Annotated in this window: 15 protein-coding genes; 4 read left to right on the forward strand and 11 right to left on the reverse strand. The window is 47.2% G+C overall.

What is annotated here, in order from left to right; translation table 11 throughout:
* Window positions 1-4 precede the first annotated feature (4 nt).
* The 3 genes from mraZ to C2M36_RS00230 form a co-directional block, all read right to left on the reverse strand.
* Window positions 5-463, reverse strand: coding sequence for a division/cell wall cluster transcriptional repressor MraZ (gene mraZ / locus C2M36_RS00220; RefSeq protein ID WP_105213444.1), 459 nt, complete (start codon window positions 461-463; stop codon window positions 5-7).
* Window positions 464-963: 500 nt separating this feature from the next.
* Window positions 964-1944 (reverse strand): glutathione S-transferase family protein, encoded by a 981-nt coding sequence (locus C2M36_RS00225; RefSeq protein ID WP_105253209.1) that lies wholly within the window; start codon window positions 1942-1944, stop codon window positions 964-966.
* A gap of 9 nt (window positions 1945-1953) precedes the next feature.
* Window positions 1954-2787 (reverse strand): pirin family protein, encoded by an 834-nt coding sequence (locus C2M36_RS00230; RefSeq protein WP_105253210.1) that lies wholly within the window; start codon window positions 2785-2787, stop codon window positions 1954-1956.
* A 288-nt stretch (window positions 2788-3075) separates the two neighbouring features.
* Between C2M36_RS00230 and C2M36_RS00235 the strand changes: the two genes are divergently transcribed.
* The 3 genes from C2M36_RS00235 (at window position 3076) to C2M36_RS00245 (ending at window position 6357) form a co-directional block, all read left to right on the forward strand.
* Window positions 3076-3648 (forward strand): TetR/AcrR family transcriptional regulator, encoded by a 573-nt coding sequence (locus C2M36_RS00235; RefSeq protein WP_105253211.1) that lies wholly within the window; start codon window positions 3076-3078, stop codon window positions 3646-3648.
* Between the two features lie 139 nt (window positions 3649-3787).
* Window positions 3788-4768 carry a DUF2860 family protein gene (locus C2M36_RS00240; protein WP_105253212.1) on the forward strand — a complete coding sequence of 327 codons (981 nt, stop codon included), beginning with the start codon at window positions 3788-3790 and terminating at the stop codon, window positions 4766-4768.
* A 185-nt stretch (window positions 4769-4953) separates the two neighbouring features.
* A complete protein-coding gene (locus C2M36_RS00245) occupies window positions 4954-6357 on the forward strand; it encodes an MBL fold metallo-hydrolase RNA specificity domain-containing protein (RefSeq protein WP_105253213.1) in 1404 nt (467 codons plus the stop codon).
* 283 nt (window positions 6358-6640) lie between these two features.
* Here the strand turns inward: C2M36_RS00245 and C2M36_RS00250 are convergent, their stop codons facing one another.
* The 4 genes from C2M36_RS00250 to agaR all read right to left on the reverse strand — a co-directional run bounded on the left by C2M36_RS00250 (window position 6641) and on the right by agaR (window position 11644).
* Entirely contained in the window at window positions 6641-7027 is a 387-nt protein-coding gene (locus C2M36_RS00250; protein WP_105253214.1) for a hypothetical protein, read from the reverse strand.
* Between the two features lie 508 nt (window positions 7028-7535).
* Window positions 7536-7691 (reverse strand): twin-arginine translocase TatA/TatE family subunit, encoded by a 156-nt coding sequence (gene tatA, locus C2M36_RS00255; RefSeq protein ID WP_105253215.1) that lies wholly within the window; start codon window positions 7689-7691, stop codon window positions 7536-7538.
* Window positions 7692-7745: 54 nt separating this feature from the next.
* Window positions 7746-10565: a TonB-dependent receptor gene (locus C2M36_RS00260; protein ID WP_234399044.1), complete on the reverse strand. Its 2820-nt coding sequence runs from the start codon at window positions 10563-10565 to the stop codon at window positions 7746-7748.
* A 314-nt stretch (window positions 10566-10879) separates the two neighbouring features.
* Window positions 10880-11644, reverse strand: coding sequence for a transcriptional repressor AgaR (agaR, locus tag C2M36_RS00265; RefSeq protein WP_105253217.1), 765 nt, complete (start codon window positions 11642-11644; stop codon window positions 10880-10882).
* Between the two features lie 152 nt (window positions 11645-11796).
* On the opposite strand from agaR, the gene C2M36_RS00270 reads away from it, so the two are divergent.
* Window positions 11797-13122, forward strand: coding sequence for a sugar MFS transporter (locus C2M36_RS00270; RefSeq protein WP_105253218.1), 1326 nt, complete (start codon window positions 11797-11799; stop codon window positions 13120-13122).
* A 32-nt stretch (window positions 13123-13154) separates the two neighbouring features.
* On the opposite strand, the gene C2M36_RS00275 is transcribed toward C2M36_RS00270, so the two are convergent.
* From C2M36_RS00275 to C2M36_RS00290, 4 genes are read right to left on the reverse strand one after another with little or no spacing between them, the layout of a single operon-like run.
* The gene (locus C2M36_RS00275) at window positions 13155-13661 is read right to left on the reverse strand and encodes a hypothetical protein (RefSeq protein ID WP_105253219.1); all 507 of its coding nucleotides are present in this window, start codon (window positions 13659-13661) and stop codon (window positions 13155-13157) included.
* Window positions 13654-15348 carry a GMC oxidoreductase gene (locus tag C2M36_RS00280; RefSeq protein ID WP_105253220.1) on the reverse strand — a complete coding sequence of 565 codons (1695 nt, stop codon included), beginning with the start codon at window positions 15346-15348 and terminating at the stop codon, window positions 13654-13656. Before C2M36_RS00280 ends, C2M36_RS00275 begins: the two co-directional genes overlap by 8 nt.
* Before the next feature lie 13 nt (window positions 15349-15361).
* On the reverse strand, window positions 15362-16534 hold the full coding sequence (gene nagA / locus C2M36_RS00285) for an N-acetylglucosamine-6-phosphate deacetylase (RefSeq protein ID WP_105253221.1): 1173 nt from the start codon (window positions 16532-16534) through the stop codon (window positions 15362-15364).
* Complete coding sequence (locus C2M36_RS00290; protein ID WP_105253222.1) at window positions 16518-17435, reverse strand: ROK family protein; 918 nt, start codon at window positions 17433-17435, stop codon at window positions 16518-16520. Before C2M36_RS00290 ends, nagA begins: the two co-directional genes overlap by 17 nt.
* Window positions 17436-17450: the final 15 nt, after the last annotated feature.

Genomic DNA, 17450 nt, shown 5'->3' on the forward strand with positions numbered 1-17450 from the left:
AGAGTTAGAATGAAAAATCGCCGAGATCTTCATCCTGATCAAAATCTTGTTCTAATTCGATGGCAATATCTTTGGCCATCCGCTCTTGCCACAACGTCTCATCCCAGATTTCAAACTTGTTCGACTGCCCTACCAAAACGATTTTCTTATCGAGCTTCGCATAATCGCGCAAATGCGGCGCCAGCAACACACGGCCATTCTTATCAAGCTGATAATCCATGGCGTTACCCAGCACCAAGCGCTGCATGCGTTTGGCCCGTTCTTTCATATTCGAGAGGGCGGCGAGACGCTGTTCAACGATTTGCCATTCACTGAGGGAGTAGAGCAACAAACAGGGGTCGCCAATATTGATGGTGCATATAATTTCGCCGCCATTATCCGCAAGCAGCTGATTACGATACTTGGTTGGTATCGCAAACCGGCCCTTGTCATCAAGGCTGAGTGTGCTTGTGCCGCGAAACATGAGTTAAAAATGCCGTCCGTTTGTTGCTTGTTATTGTTTGCGGGTTATAGATCCATAAAGATCCACTTATACCCACAATTTCCCACTGAACTACAGTCTAGGGCTTGACAAGGCTTTTTGTCAAGCAATGAAAGTGTGGAAAATGGCGTCTAACCCTAGATAAAATGCGGCTTTAAGGGAAGTCCCTGAATTAGGTGGAAAAAAGTGGAGCGGATGATTAGAGAGGCATCTTTCGTTCACTTTTTATTCAAGTTTAACACCAAAAAGTCCAGGCTATCCGCCCCCTAGAGCGGATAAAAGCTAGGTATTTTGTATTAACAATTGAGCATTTAAAAGACAAAAAACGGCTGTGGTTAGCCGCCATTTAAGCCCTCAAAGTGCCTTTATGTGGGACAGGATTGAATGTGAATAATGTTACTCTCAGAGGAGCGAGTGAGTAAAAAACAGGCAAAAAAAATGTCGCACCGGACAGTTCCGACACGACATAGGGTATCACCCGCCTAAGCGAAAAAGCGGCGGTTATGAGGGCGGGTAAAGTCTAGTCTGGGTCCCTTAGGCACCACGCGTGTGGGGTTAATTTGGCCATGACTAAAATAATAGTGACGCTTTATATGGTTAAAGTCTGTGGTGTCGGCCACACCCGGGTGCTGATACAGCTCACGCACATATTGAGATAAGTTTGGATAACTCTCTATGGTGCGCAGATTGCACTTAAAGTGGCCGAAGTACACGGCATCAAAGCGGATCAAGGTGGTAAATAAACGCCAGTCCGCCTCGGTGAGCCTGTTGCCCACCAAGTAGCGCTGTTTACTCAAGCGCAGCTCAAGGTGGTCGAGGGCCTTAAATAAAGCATCAAAGGCTTGCTCATAGGCTCGCTGCGTGGTCGCAAACCCGGCACGATACACGCCATTATTGATATTTTCGTAAACAAAGGCGTTGATCTCGTCTATTTCACTGTGCAACTCTTGCGGATAAAAATCCTGTTCGTCCCCGGTCAGGGCGTTAAACGCTGAGTTAAACATACGTATGATTTCCGCCGATTCATTGCTGACAATGCGGTTGGTTTGTTTGTCCCACAGCACGGGCACGGTCACCCGGCCACTGTAATCGGCTTTATTACGCGTGTAGATCTGGTGCATAAACTCACTGACAAACAAGGCATCGCCGCTGCTGCCTTCTCCTCGATTGAAGGTCCAACCGTTTGAGAGCATATCCGGGCTGACCACGGACACATCTATGTAGTCTTCCAACCCCTTAAGTTGGCGAAATATCAGGGTACGGTGAGCCCAGGGACAGGCCAAAGACACATATAAATGATAGCGCCCCTTTTGTGCCTTAAATCCCGCCTCGCCACTTGGACCCGCTTCACCATCGGCCGTGACCCAGTTACGCAACTGGGCCGCTTCCCGGTTAAATTCCCCCTGACTCGATTCGGTGTCATACCATTGATCGCGCCATTGACCTTGTACTAATAATCCCATGCTGCTCTCCTATTCGATTGTGCCAAAACGACCGGCCTGATAATCACGCACCGCTTGCATCAACTCTTCTTGCGTGGTCATCACAAAGGGCCCCATATGGGCGATCGGCTGCTGCAAAGGCTCACCGGCCAAGATCAAGGCGCCACCTCCTTGCTCCGAGCTAAGAGCAATGTCACTGCCCGGCTCAAGGATCAAGAGATCACCCGCCTTATATTGGCCCTGCGCCAAGCTGCCCGTATGGATATAGACCATCACCTTAGACTGATGTAGCGGCGCTAAATCCAGCCGCCCGCCGGGTTGCAACTCCACATCGGCCAAGGCCGCATCTGCCGCCAGATTATTAAGTGGCGACTCGGCAACTTGCTCTACCGCTTGCCAGCTACCACCAAGTGCACGCAAGCGGGCACCAGTGCCATTTTCAATGACCGGCAAGGGTGCAGAGGTAGAATCCTGGTAGCGAGGCGGGCGCATTTTCTCGGCACTGGGCATATTGATCCAGATTTGAAAACCATGCAGGCCCTCACTTTCGGCCAAGGGCATTTCACTGTGTATGACCCCACGACCCGTACTCATCCACTGCACATCGCCACTGCGAATGGCCTTCTGATTACCCAGGTGATCCCTGTGCTCAAAGCCGCCTTTTATCAGATAGGTAAAGGTTTCGATGCCGCGGTGAGGATGCGGCGGGAAGCCACCCATATAATCTTTGCGATCATCGGACTTAAGCTCGTCCAACATTAAAAAAGGATCAAGGTAACGACCATCGAACCCGGCCACGCGGCGAATATTAACGCCGTCACCATCCTGGGTCGGCTGGGCCTGTAAAACATGTAAAACCTTCATACGATTTCTCCAAAGTGCTTTTACGGCCAGTTTAGTGTGCGTTTTTGTGAAAAGTAATGCGAGAAAACAGCATTGAGGATGCTAATTTTTAGCATCCTGAATCGCATGCCAGTCTATCTAAAGGGTAACTAGGTGTAACTTCCCCGCCCCATGAGGCACACAAGGTTAAAAAGCGTACCTAGAACTGACAATTTGTAACCTAAGTTTACCAGGCCGCCGTTGGCCGTTGACAGAGTCAGGCGCAAGGGATCATAATCCTCCTCGCTTTAAGTGAACGTTCGTTTTGTTATGAGATTAAAAGACGATAATAAAAAACAAGCCATCTATCGCGCTGCCATGCGGGTGGTCACCGAGCAAGGACTTGCCGGTGCATCCATGTCAAAAATTGGCCGGGCGGCTGGCGTGTCGGCATCAACCTTATATGTTTATTTCGAAAATAAGGAAGACATGCTGAACAAGCTGTATGTGATGCTCAAGGAAGAATCGGCAAATGCCTATTTCGGCGACGTGCATAGCGACACCTCGGTAAAGAGTGTTTTTTGCCAGTATATTCGCAATATGTTTGCTTTTTTTATCGCTAATCCCATTATGTTTTCTTTTCAGGAGCAATTTAAAAATTCGCCCAATGTCAGTGCTCAGGCGCGTGCACGGGGCCTAGAATGCGATGCACCTTTACATGAGCTTTACACCCGGGCCGTAACCGAAGGATTGGTAGTCAGTTACCCGAAACCGGTTGTGCATGCACTGACCATAGCCCCCATCACCTACCTGATCCAGGCTCATCTGAACCGGGAAATCGAGGTGGATGCGCAATTGCTCGAGGCGACGGTCGATATGGCATGGCGAGCGGTTAGCCGCTAACTCTCTTTAGAGCCAAATACATTAAGCAGGTAATACACACCTGTTTTTTTACACCCATTAAAAGAACGAACGTTCGATTAATAAAGTTAAATTGCTTACTCAGTCATTGAAAAGTTTTTAACCGTGGAGACACAGAAGTATGAAGATTCAATATTTAGCACCTATCGCCTTTCTAGCCAGTGGCAGTGCCTTCGCCGATTTAGGTGAGGCGGGTTGGAGTGGCGACGTATCCTTTATGGCCAGTGCCCGCAGCCACAAAAGTAACCTTTATAGCGGCGATGACAAAGTAAAAACCGGCCAACTAAACAGCGATGGTGATAAAGAAGATGAAGTGGTCGCCTTCCCTATCGGGTCGGTCAAATACACCTTTGGCGATACCAATAACCAGCAATTCTTTATTAACGGCGAAACCCGTGACGGCGTTCGCACCGGGTTGTTTTCCGTTGCCCTGGGTTATCGTGTGGAAGTGGGCGAGAAATCCACTCTGGCCGTGGCCTTGATCCCCAATGTGATCGCCGATGAAGTCTGGCGTGACCCCTATATGACCAACGAGCGCCGCCACGACACCGATATGGGCGATGATGCGGTACGCATTACCTACAAGAATATTCTCGACACCAACTTCTACGCCCAACTGACCGGTTTTAGCCGTAAGATTGACGATGAAGATTCGGGCCTCAACAGCTACTCTGCGTTTCAAGACCAGCTAGAGCGTGAAGGCGACGGTTACTACCTCGAAGCCGGTTATGTATTTGACTTGGGTCCGCAGTCAAAATTCAAACTAGGCGCCAACTATAACGATTTCGATGCCGACGGCGAGGCCATGTCCCTGGACGGTTATGGCGTAGAGCTGACCTACACCGCGGTATTCGGTAATCACTCTTTGGCCGTGTCGGCGCGCTACCGCAGCACAGAAAACGATGAAATGAATCCGATTTTCAATCAGGTACAAGAAGACGATCGTTACTCAGCGATCCTGGCTTACAGCTACGACAAAATTGAGGGCTGGGACAATTGGTCAATTGTCGCCTCTGGTGGTACACGTCGCACCGACTCCAATATTGAGTTTTACGATGAAACCGAAAACTTTGCCGCCATGGGTCTGCGCTACCGTTTTTAAAGCTAAGAGCGATGCACAGGGACGTGATTTAAAGCGAGCTAGATGCTCGCTTTTTTCATTTTTATAGCGCCAAAACCTGGTGCTCATCTTACCTATTTCGCCAAAACCTAAGGCCCGGCTCACACTTAGTCATTTTCCTCACTAAACTCATACTAGAAAAGCGAGTTATTTTGTGAGTTTATTTTATGGCTAAAATTACATTTCATGGCGCAGCACAAGAAGTAACAGGCTCATGTCATCTGCTCTCCACACCGGCTCTTGGTGAAGTGTTACTCGATTGCGGCATGTTGCAAGGCATGAGAGGCAAACATAAGGTATCCAAAAAGCAGTTTAACTTTAATCCCAGGAGCATAGATGCCGTTATTTTATCCCATGCCCATTTAGACCATTCCGGCCGTTTACCCTCTTTAGTTCATGATGGCTTTGAAGGCCCCATCTATTGCACCGAAGCAACCTCACAGTTACTCCCTGTGATGCTTTTAGACGCCCTGGGTCTGTATGAAAACGATCTGATGCGGGAAAACCGCAGGTTAATGCGCAAGGGCAAGCCCGAAATTGAGCCTCTGTATTCTAAAGCCGACGTGTTAAAGGTGTTCGATTTACTTAAGCCCATCGCTTATAGAGAAAAGAAACAATTAGGGGATGGGGCCTTACTGTGCTTCTACGATGCCGGACATATTCTCGGCTCGGCCATTGTGGAATTAAAATTCGATGATGAGGGCCTACAAAAAACCTTGGTTTTCTCTGGGGATTTAGGCAACAAGGACACCCTGCTGATGAATGATCCCACCTTGCTTGAACATGCCGATATAGTTCTTATGGAAGGCACCTATGGCGATCGGGAGCATAAGTCACTCGGCGATACCCTAACCCAATTTAAAGAGGTATTACACCAAGCGTTTGAAAATGGCGGTAATGTGATGATCCCCGCCTTCGCCGTTGGCCGTACCCAGGAGCTATTGCTGTATCTGGGTAAATTGCAGATGGCCGGTGAGCTGGATAACTGGCAAATCTTTTTAGACAGTCCCATGGCGATAGAGGTCACACAAATTTACGATCAGTGGCTGCCTACCTTGGATTGCGAAGGGGTTAAACCCTTATGCACGGGGGAGCAAACCCTGCTGAAAAACTTTCTCTCCACCCTGCATTTAATGGTGAGCGCCGAAGACTCCATGTCCATTAATAAGATCAGCAAGGGCGCGCTTATTATTGCCGGCAGCGGCATGTGTACCGGCGGGCGCATTACTCACCACTTTAAGCACCGTATTTGGGACAGTCGCAACACCTTAATTTTTGTTGGTTTTCAGGCCTATGGCACACTCGGGCGCATACTGGTTGAAGGTGCGCAGCACATTAAACTCTTTGGTGACGATTTTATTGTGAAGGCCAATGTAGAAACCCTGGGCGGTTTTTCGGCCCACGCTGGACAAAGGGAACTGATTAACTGGGTTGCCAATTTTAAAAGCTTTCCCAAGGTGGTGTTGGTCCATGGCGAACCGGATGCCCTCACGGCATTGTCAGAAAAACTGCTGCATGAACACAACATTGAAGCTGAAATACCCATTTTAGGGCAAGTTATTGAGTTTTAATGGGACTGTAATTTATTGAACTAAGGTGGGATCCCAAAAGCCGCCTGAATAGTCAGGCGGCCATGGAATTTGTTAGTTATCTTTAAGAAAACTCTTCGGGGGCGATGAAATCAGTTAAGCCCATCAGTCACTTTCCTCTCGCAAATAGAAATAATACCGTCACTTCAATTAGCGTTCTCAGGATCATCTGTTGCCACGCAAAAATTTAGATTTATTTTATTAATTGATATATATCGCCAAATAGGTGGTTTATACTACCTTTCATAAAAAACTATCCACTATATTAATTCGCTACTTCGCCACCGAAAAATGTAGAGTCTTGGACTTTAGCTGGCGCTGTTGGATTGTCTACTAACGGTTTGAATTGAATAAGTTCGTAGTATCGTTTGAAGGCCTCTTTATAGCCTGGCTTGTCAGGCGTTACCGACAGTACTTCGACGTTTTTTGCTTTGCCTTCTGGTGTAATGGTGAACGTTAAATTCGCAGTTACAAGCTGCGAGCTTTTCGCCATAAATTCTCCCTGTGGAGTAACCGTTGCTTCTAAAGCTTCAATGGTCGGGATAGCCCGCCATTGCTTTCTGAATTCGTCAGAGTCTAAGATTTCAGTTGCCATTCCAGAAAAAGAAAAGCTGAAGAATGATATTAATATAACTAGTTTTATTTTACTCATGACATTCCCTTATTAATGATGGGTTCTTCCCGTAGACTTTTATAAAAGAAATTAATTCAAAATTTCTTATCATCAAGGCTAATAAGATAAATTGACGTTGGCGTCAACTATTTAATCAAAAGCAGAGCAAGTCAGATAATCACCTGGTGAAACCAGCCCCTTTTTATAAATTTTACGCACGGAAAAGAAGGCAAGAAAACAATATTTTTCTACTTCATTACTGCAACAGGTTATAAAAAATTCTAACCTTAATGATTTGATGATAAGTGATTTTAAATCTGAGCTTAGAGTTTTAAATTGATAACCCTGTACCAGCGGCACATGGCTTTACAATGTGATGGGAAAGAGTTTTAGAAAGCCGCTCGAATTACATAGGTCAATCAAGCGGCTACTAAAATTGATGATTTGGACTGTAAGCCTAGCCCTGTTCCTTCCAGAAAGAAATTCATCTAGACCTCAGAGCTTTCTTGGTATCTCTGCGGGTACTAACTGTATTTGAACACTACACTCAAGGCTTGCCGTTAGACTTATCTTCAATGGCACGTTTAAATCCTTTAACCGACGTACCTAAATCCTCACCAAATCGTGATAACTTTTTTGTTCCAAATAACAAGATTACTATCACTGCGATAATTAATAATTGCCAAACGCTGATATTTGCCATGTAAAACCTCATTCAAAATAGATAAAAGCGCCCGTTACGGGCGCTTATTCTTTATTAGAAGCTAGCACGTACCCCTAACGCGACTTGCGTACCAAATCGCTCTAGGTAACTCACCTGATCGGTCCGCTTGGTGTAACCCCAGTAACGTTCGTTGGTTAAGTTTGTCGCTTCAGCAAATACCGTAAATTGATCCGTAATGTCGTAACTCATGCTCGCATCAAGCTGACCGTAGTCGGAAATCCAATAAGGCCCACCCCAGGCATCCGGATTTGAAAGAAACTTACTACGCCAGTTGTAGGCCAGTCGCGCTTGAAAACCATATTGCTCATAATAAACAACGGCGTTGTAAGAGTTTTTAGACATACCTCTAAATGGTAGGCCAGACTCTTTTAACTCGGGCTCATCGTAGCTACTGTCCACATAGGTGTAGTTGAATTGAAAGCCCAGGCCATTAAATGGCTCAGGAAGCACATTCTCTAGAGATTGCTGATAAGCAAGCTCAGCCCCTTTAATGGTTGCACCATACTCACTCTTACCTGGATAAGAGGCGAAGTAACGAACGCCTTCCACTTCAACCGGGCCTTCAACATAGTCGATAAACGACTTCAGATCTTTTACAAACACGCCGCCGCTCAATGAACTACTGTCTTCGAAGTACCACTCTAGCGTCATATCGGCCTGGTTTGCTTCCTCTGGCGTAAGTGAAGAGTCCCCCATGGAAAGTTGAGGCAAACCTTCACGATAAGTGTCAAAGTTAGGAGCAAGCCAAGGACGCAAGTAACCCAATGACGGACGGCTAATCACTTGAGCCGCTGAGAAGCGATAAATAACGTCATCACTGACACTCAATTTAAAGTTCATGCTCGGCAGAATATTGCTGTAATCCCCCTTAAACGATTGACTTACCGTTTCGCGCCACCCATTCTCAAGGGGCTTACCATCATCTTGCAATTCAATTAATGACAGGTCGTACACCGAACCTTTAGAGCTCACATCGGTTTGCGAACCGCGAATACCCAAGTTCAGGGAGTAAGGCATAGTGGCAATGGTGCTTTCCAGGGTGATCTGCGCATAAGCCGTCAACACTTCTTCGGTCACTTCATAGGTGCCCGACGGGCTCAATGAGGCAACAATACTGGCATCTGTAGCCTCGGCATTAATTGAACGATAGTAAGCCAGTAATTTGTCGTAATCGAAGCTGGGCCAGGGTTCTGGGGTGACACTGCTTTCGCCATCCAGGAAATCATCAAAGTTAGCGGCTACAAAGACATCACTCGGGATCTCAAATAAGTTGAAATCACCAGCATTGAAAACCGTGCTGTCATCAAACTCATAGCCATCACGGATCAAATACTGGCCGCCATTACTAAACTGGCTTGCGTTTTTTGACGCGTATTGCAACTGACTCTTTGTTTGCTCTAGGTAAGTAATACCAAAATCAACTCGGGTAATAAGGTCGCTATCTGGGATATAGTTACCAATAATTTTAAAGTCATTGATCGTGTCTTCCACACCGGTACCAGTGTTGCGGCTATAGTGCGCACCATAAGATTGATTTTCGGTCAGCCCCGGAGACAAAAACACATCGGGTAGCATATTGCCCGTGGTGTAATCGATGCCGATAGAATCAATAAAGCCTCGAGCAACAATAAAGCGATTGTCACCGCCATTTTCATTTTCAGCTTTTGAATGTGCCAAATCCACCGCAAGCGAAAGCCCATCCATTGGGTACCATTTCGCATTAAGTGCGATTTGATAGGTATCTGTTTTTCTTGGGTTCGTCAGGTTGAGCAGTTCAACCATGGTATTACCCGTTTGCGTCATGGACACCACGCGGCCGGATTCATCAAATTGTGCATCGGTAAATACCGGCGTACCTGGTGTCCAGCTTTCGTCATAGTTAACAAAGCCGATTTGATAGCGGTGGCCATCGGTATTGTAGCGGGAGTACAGCGCATCAAAATTGACATCAAGCGTATCACTTGGGCGCCATTGCATCGCCAGCGTTGCACCTACTCGCTCACGCACGTCCTGGGCGTTAGCAAAGTACATATAACTGGGGATCTTAGACGCAAAGATCTCGCTTTGACCGTCGATTTCTCCGTTGCCATTCATGTCAACGGGCACGCCTGCACTATCTGCACCCCACCCTTCTTCTTCATCAAAGAAGCCGCTGGCTGAGTAGGTATCGGCACGCAATGTTTTCTTTGAATAGGCGCCAGAAAATAGCACACCAAAGGTGTCGTCATTGAAGTTATCGCCAATTATAAATGATGCATGCGGATGAATATCTTCAGTTCGTGACTCATAAATACCTTTTGCCGACGCACTGAGCGTAAAACCATCTTGATCCAGTGGCTTACGTGTTTCAATATCGACCACCGCACCTATACCACCTTCAATTAGGCGAGCTTCGGGAGACTTATTTACTTGTAGAGCTCCAACTAACTCCGATGCTATGGTATCGAAATTGAAATCCCGTCCGGCATCCTCAGAGGCAAGCTTACGCCCGTTCAGTGTTGTGATGTTGTAGCCACCACCCAATCCGCGTACTAATATATTTTGCCCTTCACCACCATTACGGGTAATGGTTATTCCCGGCACACGCTGCAAGGCTTCTGCTAGGTTCTCATCGGGGAACTTGCCAATATCGTCCGCTACAACGACGTCAACCACTGTCGCGGCTTCTCTTTTACGAAAGTTTGACTCTTTGATACTACTGCGGATCCCCGTCACCTCAATAACTTCAACGTCTTCATCTTTTTCCGCTGGGTCATTCGCTTTTTCTTGCTGAGCAGTTGCTACAAAACTGACTGACGAGGCCAGGATCGAACTAATCAACAAACTGAGGTATTTTTGTTTATTCTTTGCCACATTGATTTCCTCTTTTGCATTGTCGAAATTTGTCACCATTGCATGGTGCGCGTGTAAGGCCTTGCATATAATCTATAACATTGCGAAACAAAAAATCAACAAAAAAAACACAATATGAAACTTTCGAATGTTACAAATAAATTTTCAATCGTGCTTAAAAAGAGAGCGGTCGCTTAATTTTAAAGGTTAAAATCTTTCGAAAGTTACATTTTGATTTACGGGAAATTATTGGCCTAGATGCAACACTTAAAATCAAGGCAATAAAAAGGCAGCCGTTGGGCTGCCTGACGTATCTATAAATAATGATGTGTTTTTTATGCCGTAATCACTTTGATACCGAGAGCGATTAAGGACTCAATAAACTCGCTTGGCATTTTTTTATCGGTCACGAGAATGTCGATCGACTTCAGCGGTAAGACATTGTAGAGCGCTCGCTTTCCGAACTTTGTCGAGTCGGTAACAACAATCACTTGATCTGCGCGTGTACACATAGAGCGGTTTAACATGGCTTCTGGCTCATAGTGGGTCGTGATACCGGCCTCTTGATCAATACCATCCACCCCCAGAATAACTTTCTTGAAGTTATATTTACTCAGCGCTTTTTCAACTTCAGGCGAGTAGAAGGACATTGATTTTTTTCGCAGCTGACCACCAAGCATAAAGACATTCGCATCATCGATATCGGCGAGAACGTGCGCAATATTTAGGCCATTGGTCATGACCGTAAGCTCTTGCTTTTTGGTTAAAGCTTTTGCCACTTCTTCAGTGGTTGTGCCCGAGTCGATAATTAAAGAATCACCGTCTTCAATCAGGTTTGCGACCGCTTTTGCTAGCTGAACTTTTATTTCATAGTTTTCGTTATGCTTATCCTTTATGGATAGTTCCTTCGCTAACTTGTCACACGCAACCGCACCACCACGGGAACGAACTACTAGGCCACGCTTACCTAATTCGTTCAGATCATGACGAATACTCACCTCAGAAATATCAAAGGTTTTTGCTAGTTCCTTTACACTCACCTTACCTTTTTCTTCGGTCATTAGGACGATTTTCTGTCTTCGTTCAATCGTAGTTAGCATGGTTACTCCATTCCTTTTATAGATACTTTTACATTATACACTTTACACAAGTGAAGTCCCAAAATAACAATCGAAAGAAAATAAAACTTTCAAAATTTACATTCATTGTTTTATGATGACTAAAAATAAAACACTTTGAAGATAGAACGACAATGCAAAACTCAATCGCAGAACATGTACAACCGACAAGCGGTGGTCAGCTTGTGTCCATGCTAATTATCGGTGGCCTATTTTTTCTATTCGGTTTCGTAACCTGGTTAAATGGGTCACTGATCCCGTTTCTGCAAATGGTCTGTGATCTCAATCACATCGAAGCTTACATGGTAACCTTAGTTTTCTATATTGCCTATACAGTTATGGCGTTACCCAGTGCACACGTGCTTAAAAAGTTTAGTTATAAGCATGGCATGTCATTTGGCTTGGCCGTGATGGCCATTGGTGCCATCTTGTTTATTCCAGCGGCTCAATTACAAGCCTATTGGTTATTCTTAATTGCTTTATTTACTTTGGGCAGCGGGCTCACGCTACTGCAAACCGCAGCAAACCCCTACATTGTCTTGCTGGGCTCAAAAGAAACCGCTGCCGTACGGATCAGCCTCATGGGTATACTTAACAAAAGTGCCGGTGTTGTTGCCCCCTTGCTATTTTCAGCCCTCGTTTTCAGTGATATTGCCAATTTTAGTGCCGAGGCCCTATCTGCTTTGAATGAGCCGCAAAAACAGTTGCAACTGCAAGAGCTCGCCAGTCGCTTGATCGCTCCCTACTTAGTGATGTCTATTTCCCTGGCCGTGTTAGCCGCGCTGATCATGCTTGCCCCCTTACCTGGCATCAATGAGCCCGAGCAAGCCGTTGAAGAAAAAGGGAAATCAATATTACAGTTTCCCCGCCTTATTTTAGGGGTGGTAGCTTTATTCTTTTACATTGGCGCCGAGGTGATAGCCGGAGATACCATAGGTCTGTATGGTAAAGAGCAAGGAGTGATGCAATTTGCAGAGCTTACATCCTATACCATGGGGTTTATGGTACTGGGTTATATCCTTGGCATCCTGTTAATCCCCCGTTTTTTTAGTCAGCAGCAGGCCCTCGTCTTCTCCGCTATCAGCGGTTGTATTTTTTCGCTCCTGATAATCTGGGTTGACCCTAGTCATACCTCGCTTGCAAATACGCTGCTATTTTGGCTGCCAGACAACAGCTTTCCCGACACCGTGCTATTTGTTGCTTTGTTAGGATTATCGAATGCCTTGGTCTGGCCCACGATTTGGCCGATGGCATTGGCGGGCTTGGGAGATAAAACACAAACCGGCGCAGCGCTGTTAATTATGGGTATTTCAGGCGGTGCAATACTGCCTTTAGTCTATGGTGTCTTTGCGGAATATATGGGTGATGCACAACAAGCCTATTATCTGCTTGTTCCCTGCTATGGGTTCATCCTTTATTACGCCCTAGCAGGTCACAAGCTGACGAGTTGGCGTAAGTAAAGGGAACTAGCATCAAGGTGAAAGCCTTGGTGCTAGAGTTTCTGGCTTGTGAAGTAACCTAATAACAAAAACTCACGCACCACAAAAATAAATTTATAGATTAAGTACTGCTCACGAGCAGCTGGAGCAAGCGCACTCAAGGGCTGGCCTTGTTTTGCCAAAATATCTGCATGAGTTGACGCATCCACATCAAACAAGCCCCGCAGCCGCATGTTGATATCTCGACGGCGCTTCAAGTTCGCCAAGATAAGCCCGGCGCCTTGTAAGCATTCTCTGCGCTCCTGCAGAGATACGGTATGGGTCAGCATCAAATCGACAAAGGCGACTAAATTAAAAGATGACTTCTCCTTGTCGGTCAATGCCAACAGCAATTCCTGCATTTCCTCTACCAGCGAGCTCTGATCACGATTGAGCACCTCAAAACCAGCCTGGATGTCACCTGCGCTATCAAAGAGCCGCGCTGCTGCAACCGGGGTAATGGCGGTACCGAGGAGAGCGGAAATGGCTTTAAGCGCCTGTCGTCTGCTGAGATTAGCCATAGTAGACGCCATCTTTATAATGGCGAACTGCATGATCGGCCGCTCGCGCGGTAAACGCCATATAGGTCAGTGAAGGGTTCTGATACGCAGATGAGCACATAAAGGAGCCATCGGTGACATACACATTGCGAACGGCATGAATTTGATTGTATTTATTCACCACTGAAGTATGAGGATCATCGCCCATCCTGGCGGTGCCCATTTCATGGATGGCTTGCCCGGGCGCAGAGCCTTTATCATAGGGCTTCACATTCTTGTAACCCGCTTTTTTGAGCATTGCCACAGCCTCTTGCTGCATATCTTCTCGCATACGTCGCTCATTTTCACCGAACTGACAGGAAAAGTTAACGACTGGCAGCCCCCACTGATCACGTTCGCGAGGGTGCAATGAAATTTTATTATGGTGGTAAGGTAAGCACTCCCCAAAGCCTATCAAGGCAATTGTCCACGGCCCCGGCTTAGCCAGCTCTTCCTTAAGGCTCTCGCCATATGAAAGCTCTTTAAAGCCTCGTCGCCAATCTGTTCGGGTCGCATACCCTTGAAACCCATAACCCCGGGTAAAGGCATGCCGCTCTTGCTTAGCCAAGTTACGAAAGCGCGGTATATGGAAGCCTACGGGGCGGTCGCCGTCATTAACATCAGATTCGAACCCCGTTGGCTCTGCGGTCGCACCAACTCGAAAATGGTGATCCATCAGATTATGCCCGAGCTCACCACTGTCATTACCCAAACCATTGGGGAAACGGGGTGACGTTGAGTTAAGCAAGAGCGCGGTGGTCGCCACGGTAGAGGCACAACAAAAGATTATGCTGGCATTGAATACCAGCTGTTCCTTAGTTTGTGCATCGACAATCTTGACCCCGGTTGCCAACCGAGTGTCGGGGTCGTACATGATTTCTTTGGCAATCGCATGTGCACGAAGAGTCAGCCTGCCTGTGCACATGGCAGCAGGAAGAGTGGATGACAGGCTACTAAAATAACTTCCCGTCGGACAGCCGCGCATACAGCGGTTGCGTTTGCTACAGGCCGCGCGCCCATGCTCCGGTTTGGCATTCGTCAAATGAGCAACCCGGCCAATGGTAAGGTGGCGATTCGTATAGTGCTGCTGTAGGCTCGCTTTTAAATGACGCTCTACCACATTCAGCTCAAAGGGCTCAAGAAAGTGTCCATCGGGTAATTGCGGTAAGCCTAAAGGCTCGCCAATCACACCAATAAATCGCTCTACTTTATCGTACCATGGAGCTATGTCTTTGTAGCGCACTGGCCAATCCACACCATGCCCATCCGCCTTATTGGCACCGAAGTCGATATCACTGAGGCGTAAACATTGCCTTCCCCAGGTTATTGAGCGGCCTCCAAGATGATATCCTCGGATCCAGTCAAAGCGATGGGTCTCAAGGTAGGGATGATTTAAGTCGTTAACAAACCAATGCTTTATTGATTGTTTGGTGGCATACCCTGTGCGCCCTTGCTTGGCCTGTAAACGCGCCTCGACCAAACTCGGCCTATCTCGAAATGGTAATTGCCAATCCTCTTTAAAGGCGGTGATGTAACCCGCGCCGTGCTCAACCATGCGGCCGCGCTCAAGCAGAAGCACATTTAAGCCTTGCTCGGTTAGCTCTTTTGCGGCCCAGCCGCCGGTCATACCACTGCCTATGACAATGGCGTCATACACTGTCGATTGCATTGCCCGTGTTCTGTTACGCTAAATAAATGGGTTGCCCCGCACAAATCGTTGCTTGAACATTGAATTGTTCGTCTATTACCGCGAAGTTTGCATCTTTACCTACGGCAATACTGCCAAGCTTATCTGCCTTATTCAAAAACTGCGCAGGCACTAAGCTTGCCATGTTCGTCGCTTCAACCAAACTGGCATCGGTCAGGTTATAAAAGCGCTGTACTCCTAGCTCCATGGTTAAAGTGCTTCCGGCCAAGGAGCCGGACTCAGTTCTGGCCACCCCCTGCTCAACCACTATCGGCATTTCACCTAGTTGGTAACGTCCATCTTTGAGGCCACCAGCACTGACGCAGTCGGTGATCAGCGCTATTTTATCGGCCCCCTTGAGTCGGTAGACCATATTCATGATGCTCGGATGGAGGTGAATCCCATCAGGAATGACTTCCACCATAGCGGCGTCATCCAATAGCAAAGCGCCTGCACAGCCCGGGTCACGATGATGAATGCCGCGCATGCCATTAAAAATATGTACTCCACCACAGGCGCCATGCATCAAAGCATTTTGTGTTTGCTCAAAACTGGCGTCCGTGTGTCCAAGCATAACGCGCCCCCCTTTTTCGCTGATGTAACGAATCATCTCTGGGGAAGAAAGCAACTCAGGTGCCAGGGCAAAGGATGTAAGACAGCCATCACAGGCGGCATATATTTCGTCAAATCTTTGCTTTGTCAGCTCTAAAAAGAAGGACTCATTGTGCGCGCCTTTATGGGCTTCGTCAAAAAAGAGCCCTTCATTATAAGCACCTAATAGTTGGGCACCACTTAATCCTTTTTTATAAGCTTGCGCCATTGCCTCGTAAGCCGCAATCGAAACATCCCAATCTGCGGTGACCGTGGTGCCGACGAACCCCGTTACCCCATGCTTGGCCAATGACTTAGAAATAGTTTCCAACGACTGCTGGGTACCGTCCATAATATCGCAGCCCTCTCGGCCATGAATATGCAGGTCAATAAACCCAGGAAAGAGGTAATTGTCGCCCAGATCTATGATTTCAATCTCAGCGTTACACTCTTGTGTAATAGCGGTAATTCGACCATTCTCAACGAGCACGGCATGGCCGATTAATACCTCATTGGAGGTAATAATGTTCGCTGCTTTTAGATAATAACGGCGTAACTCATTATTCAGCTTGTGCATTAACGCTTCCTATTATTGCAGCACCACGGACACCGCTTGAATCACCGAAGTGGGCACGCTTAACATGGGGCACCTTGAAGCCGGCGAATAAATGCGTGGCAATGGCGCCGGGCAGTTGCTCAACGAGTGCATCGACCAAGGACAGGCCTCCACCAAGCACTATGACCTCCGGGTGCAAGCTCTTGGTAATTGCGGCAAAGGTTTCACCCAAAATATCCAGGTGGCAGGCAAGCACCTTTAATGCCCCCTTATCTTGTCGTTTTAACGCCTGCGCCCACTCGATGCATGATCTTGTTTCACCGCTCAGGTGCTGATTCAGGACTTGAACGCCAGGCCCGGCAATATAGCTTTCAACACAGCCCGTTAAGCCGCATCCACATTTTAAAATGGGTAATTGATATTTCTGCTGCAGGTATGCCGATAAAGGAAGGTGGCCATATTCACCGGATAGCCCCAATCCCTGATTAAGTAACTCACCATTAATGCACATCCCACCACCAGCACCAGTCCCAAGAATAGCGCCGAACACCCGTTCGTAGCCTTGCCCCGCACCGCCATTGGCTTCTGACAAGGCAAAGCAGCGGGTGTCATTCAAGATCGCTACCGGTCGCTGTAACAGCACTTCTAAATCCTTGGCAATATTATTGCCCGAAGCACAGGGCACATTCGCCGAAAATACAGCGCCATCCTCATTGACCAAGCCAGGCATGCCAATGCCTACAGCTCCCTGGCAGCCGCAAATCTCATCGGCTTTACATACTTGCTGACATATCGCCTGCAATAACTCCTGATAGCTATCCGTTGGCGTAGCAATACGCCAGCTTTGCTGCTGCTCAATGTCATTGTTGAAAATGGCGGTCTCTATCTTTGTGCCACCAATATCGAGTCCAAAAACAGCCATAATGCACTCCCACTG

The sequence above is a fragment of the Pseudoalteromonas sp. T1lg75 genome, from assembly GCF_002964705.1.
Taxonomy (GTDB): Bacteria; Pseudomonadota; Gammaproteobacteria; order Enterobacterales; family Alteromonadaceae; genus Pseudoalteromonas.

Bases quoted from the DNA above. Each gene is read 5' to 3' on its own strand.
- mraZ (WP_105213444.1), bottom strand. From the start codon at position 463: ATGTTTCGCGGCACAAGCACACTCAGCCTTGATGACAAGGGCCGGTTT.
- C2M36_RS00225 (WP_105253209.1), bottom strand. From the start codon at position 1,944: ATGGGATTATTAGTACAAGGTCAATGGCGCGATCAATGGTATGACACC.
- C2M36_RS00230 (WP_105253210.1), bottom strand. From the start codon at position 2,787: ATGAAGGTTTTACATGTTTTACAGGCCCAGCCGACCCAGGATGGTGAC.
- C2M36_RS00235 (WP_105253211.1), top strand. From the start codon at position 3,076: ATGAGATTAAAAGACGATAATAAAAAACAAGCCATCTATCGCGCTGCC.
- C2M36_RS00240 (WP_105253212.1), top strand. From the start codon at position 3,788: ATGAAGATTCAATATTTAGCACCTATCGCCTTTCTAGCCAGTGGCAGT.
- C2M36_RS00245 (WP_105253213.1), top strand. From the start codon at position 4,954: ATGGCTAAAATTACATTTCATGGCGCAGCACAAGAAGTAACAGGCTCA.
- C2M36_RS00250 (WP_105253214.1), bottom strand. From the start codon at position 7,027: ATGAGTAAAATAAAACTAGTTATATTAATATCATTCTTCAGCTTTTCT.
- tatA (WP_105253215.1), bottom strand. From the start codon at position 7,691: ATGGCAAATATCAGCGTTTGGCAATTATTAATTATCGCAGTGATAGTA.
- agaR (WP_105253217.1), bottom strand. From the start codon at position 11,644: ATGCTAACTACGATTGAACGAAGACAGAAAATCGTCCTAATGACCGAA.
- C2M36_RS00270 (WP_105253218.1), top strand. From the start codon at position 11,797: ATGCAAAACTCAATCGCAGAACATGTACAACCGACAAGCGGTGGTCAG.
- C2M36_RS00275 (WP_105253219.1), bottom strand. From the start codon at position 13,661: ATGGCTAATCTCAGCAGACGACAGGCGCTTAAAGCCATTTCCGCTCTC.
- C2M36_RS00280 (WP_105253220.1), bottom strand. From the start codon at position 15,348: ATGCAATCGACAGTGTATGACGCCATTGTCATAGGCAGTGGTATGACC.
- nagA (WP_105253221.1), bottom strand. From the start codon at position 16,534: ATGCACAAGCTGAATAATGAGTTACGCCGTTATTATCTAAAAGCAGCG.
- C2M36_RS00290 (WP_105253222.1), bottom strand. From the start codon at position 17,435: ATGGCTGTTTTTGGACTCGATATTGGTGGCACAAAGATAGAGACCGCC.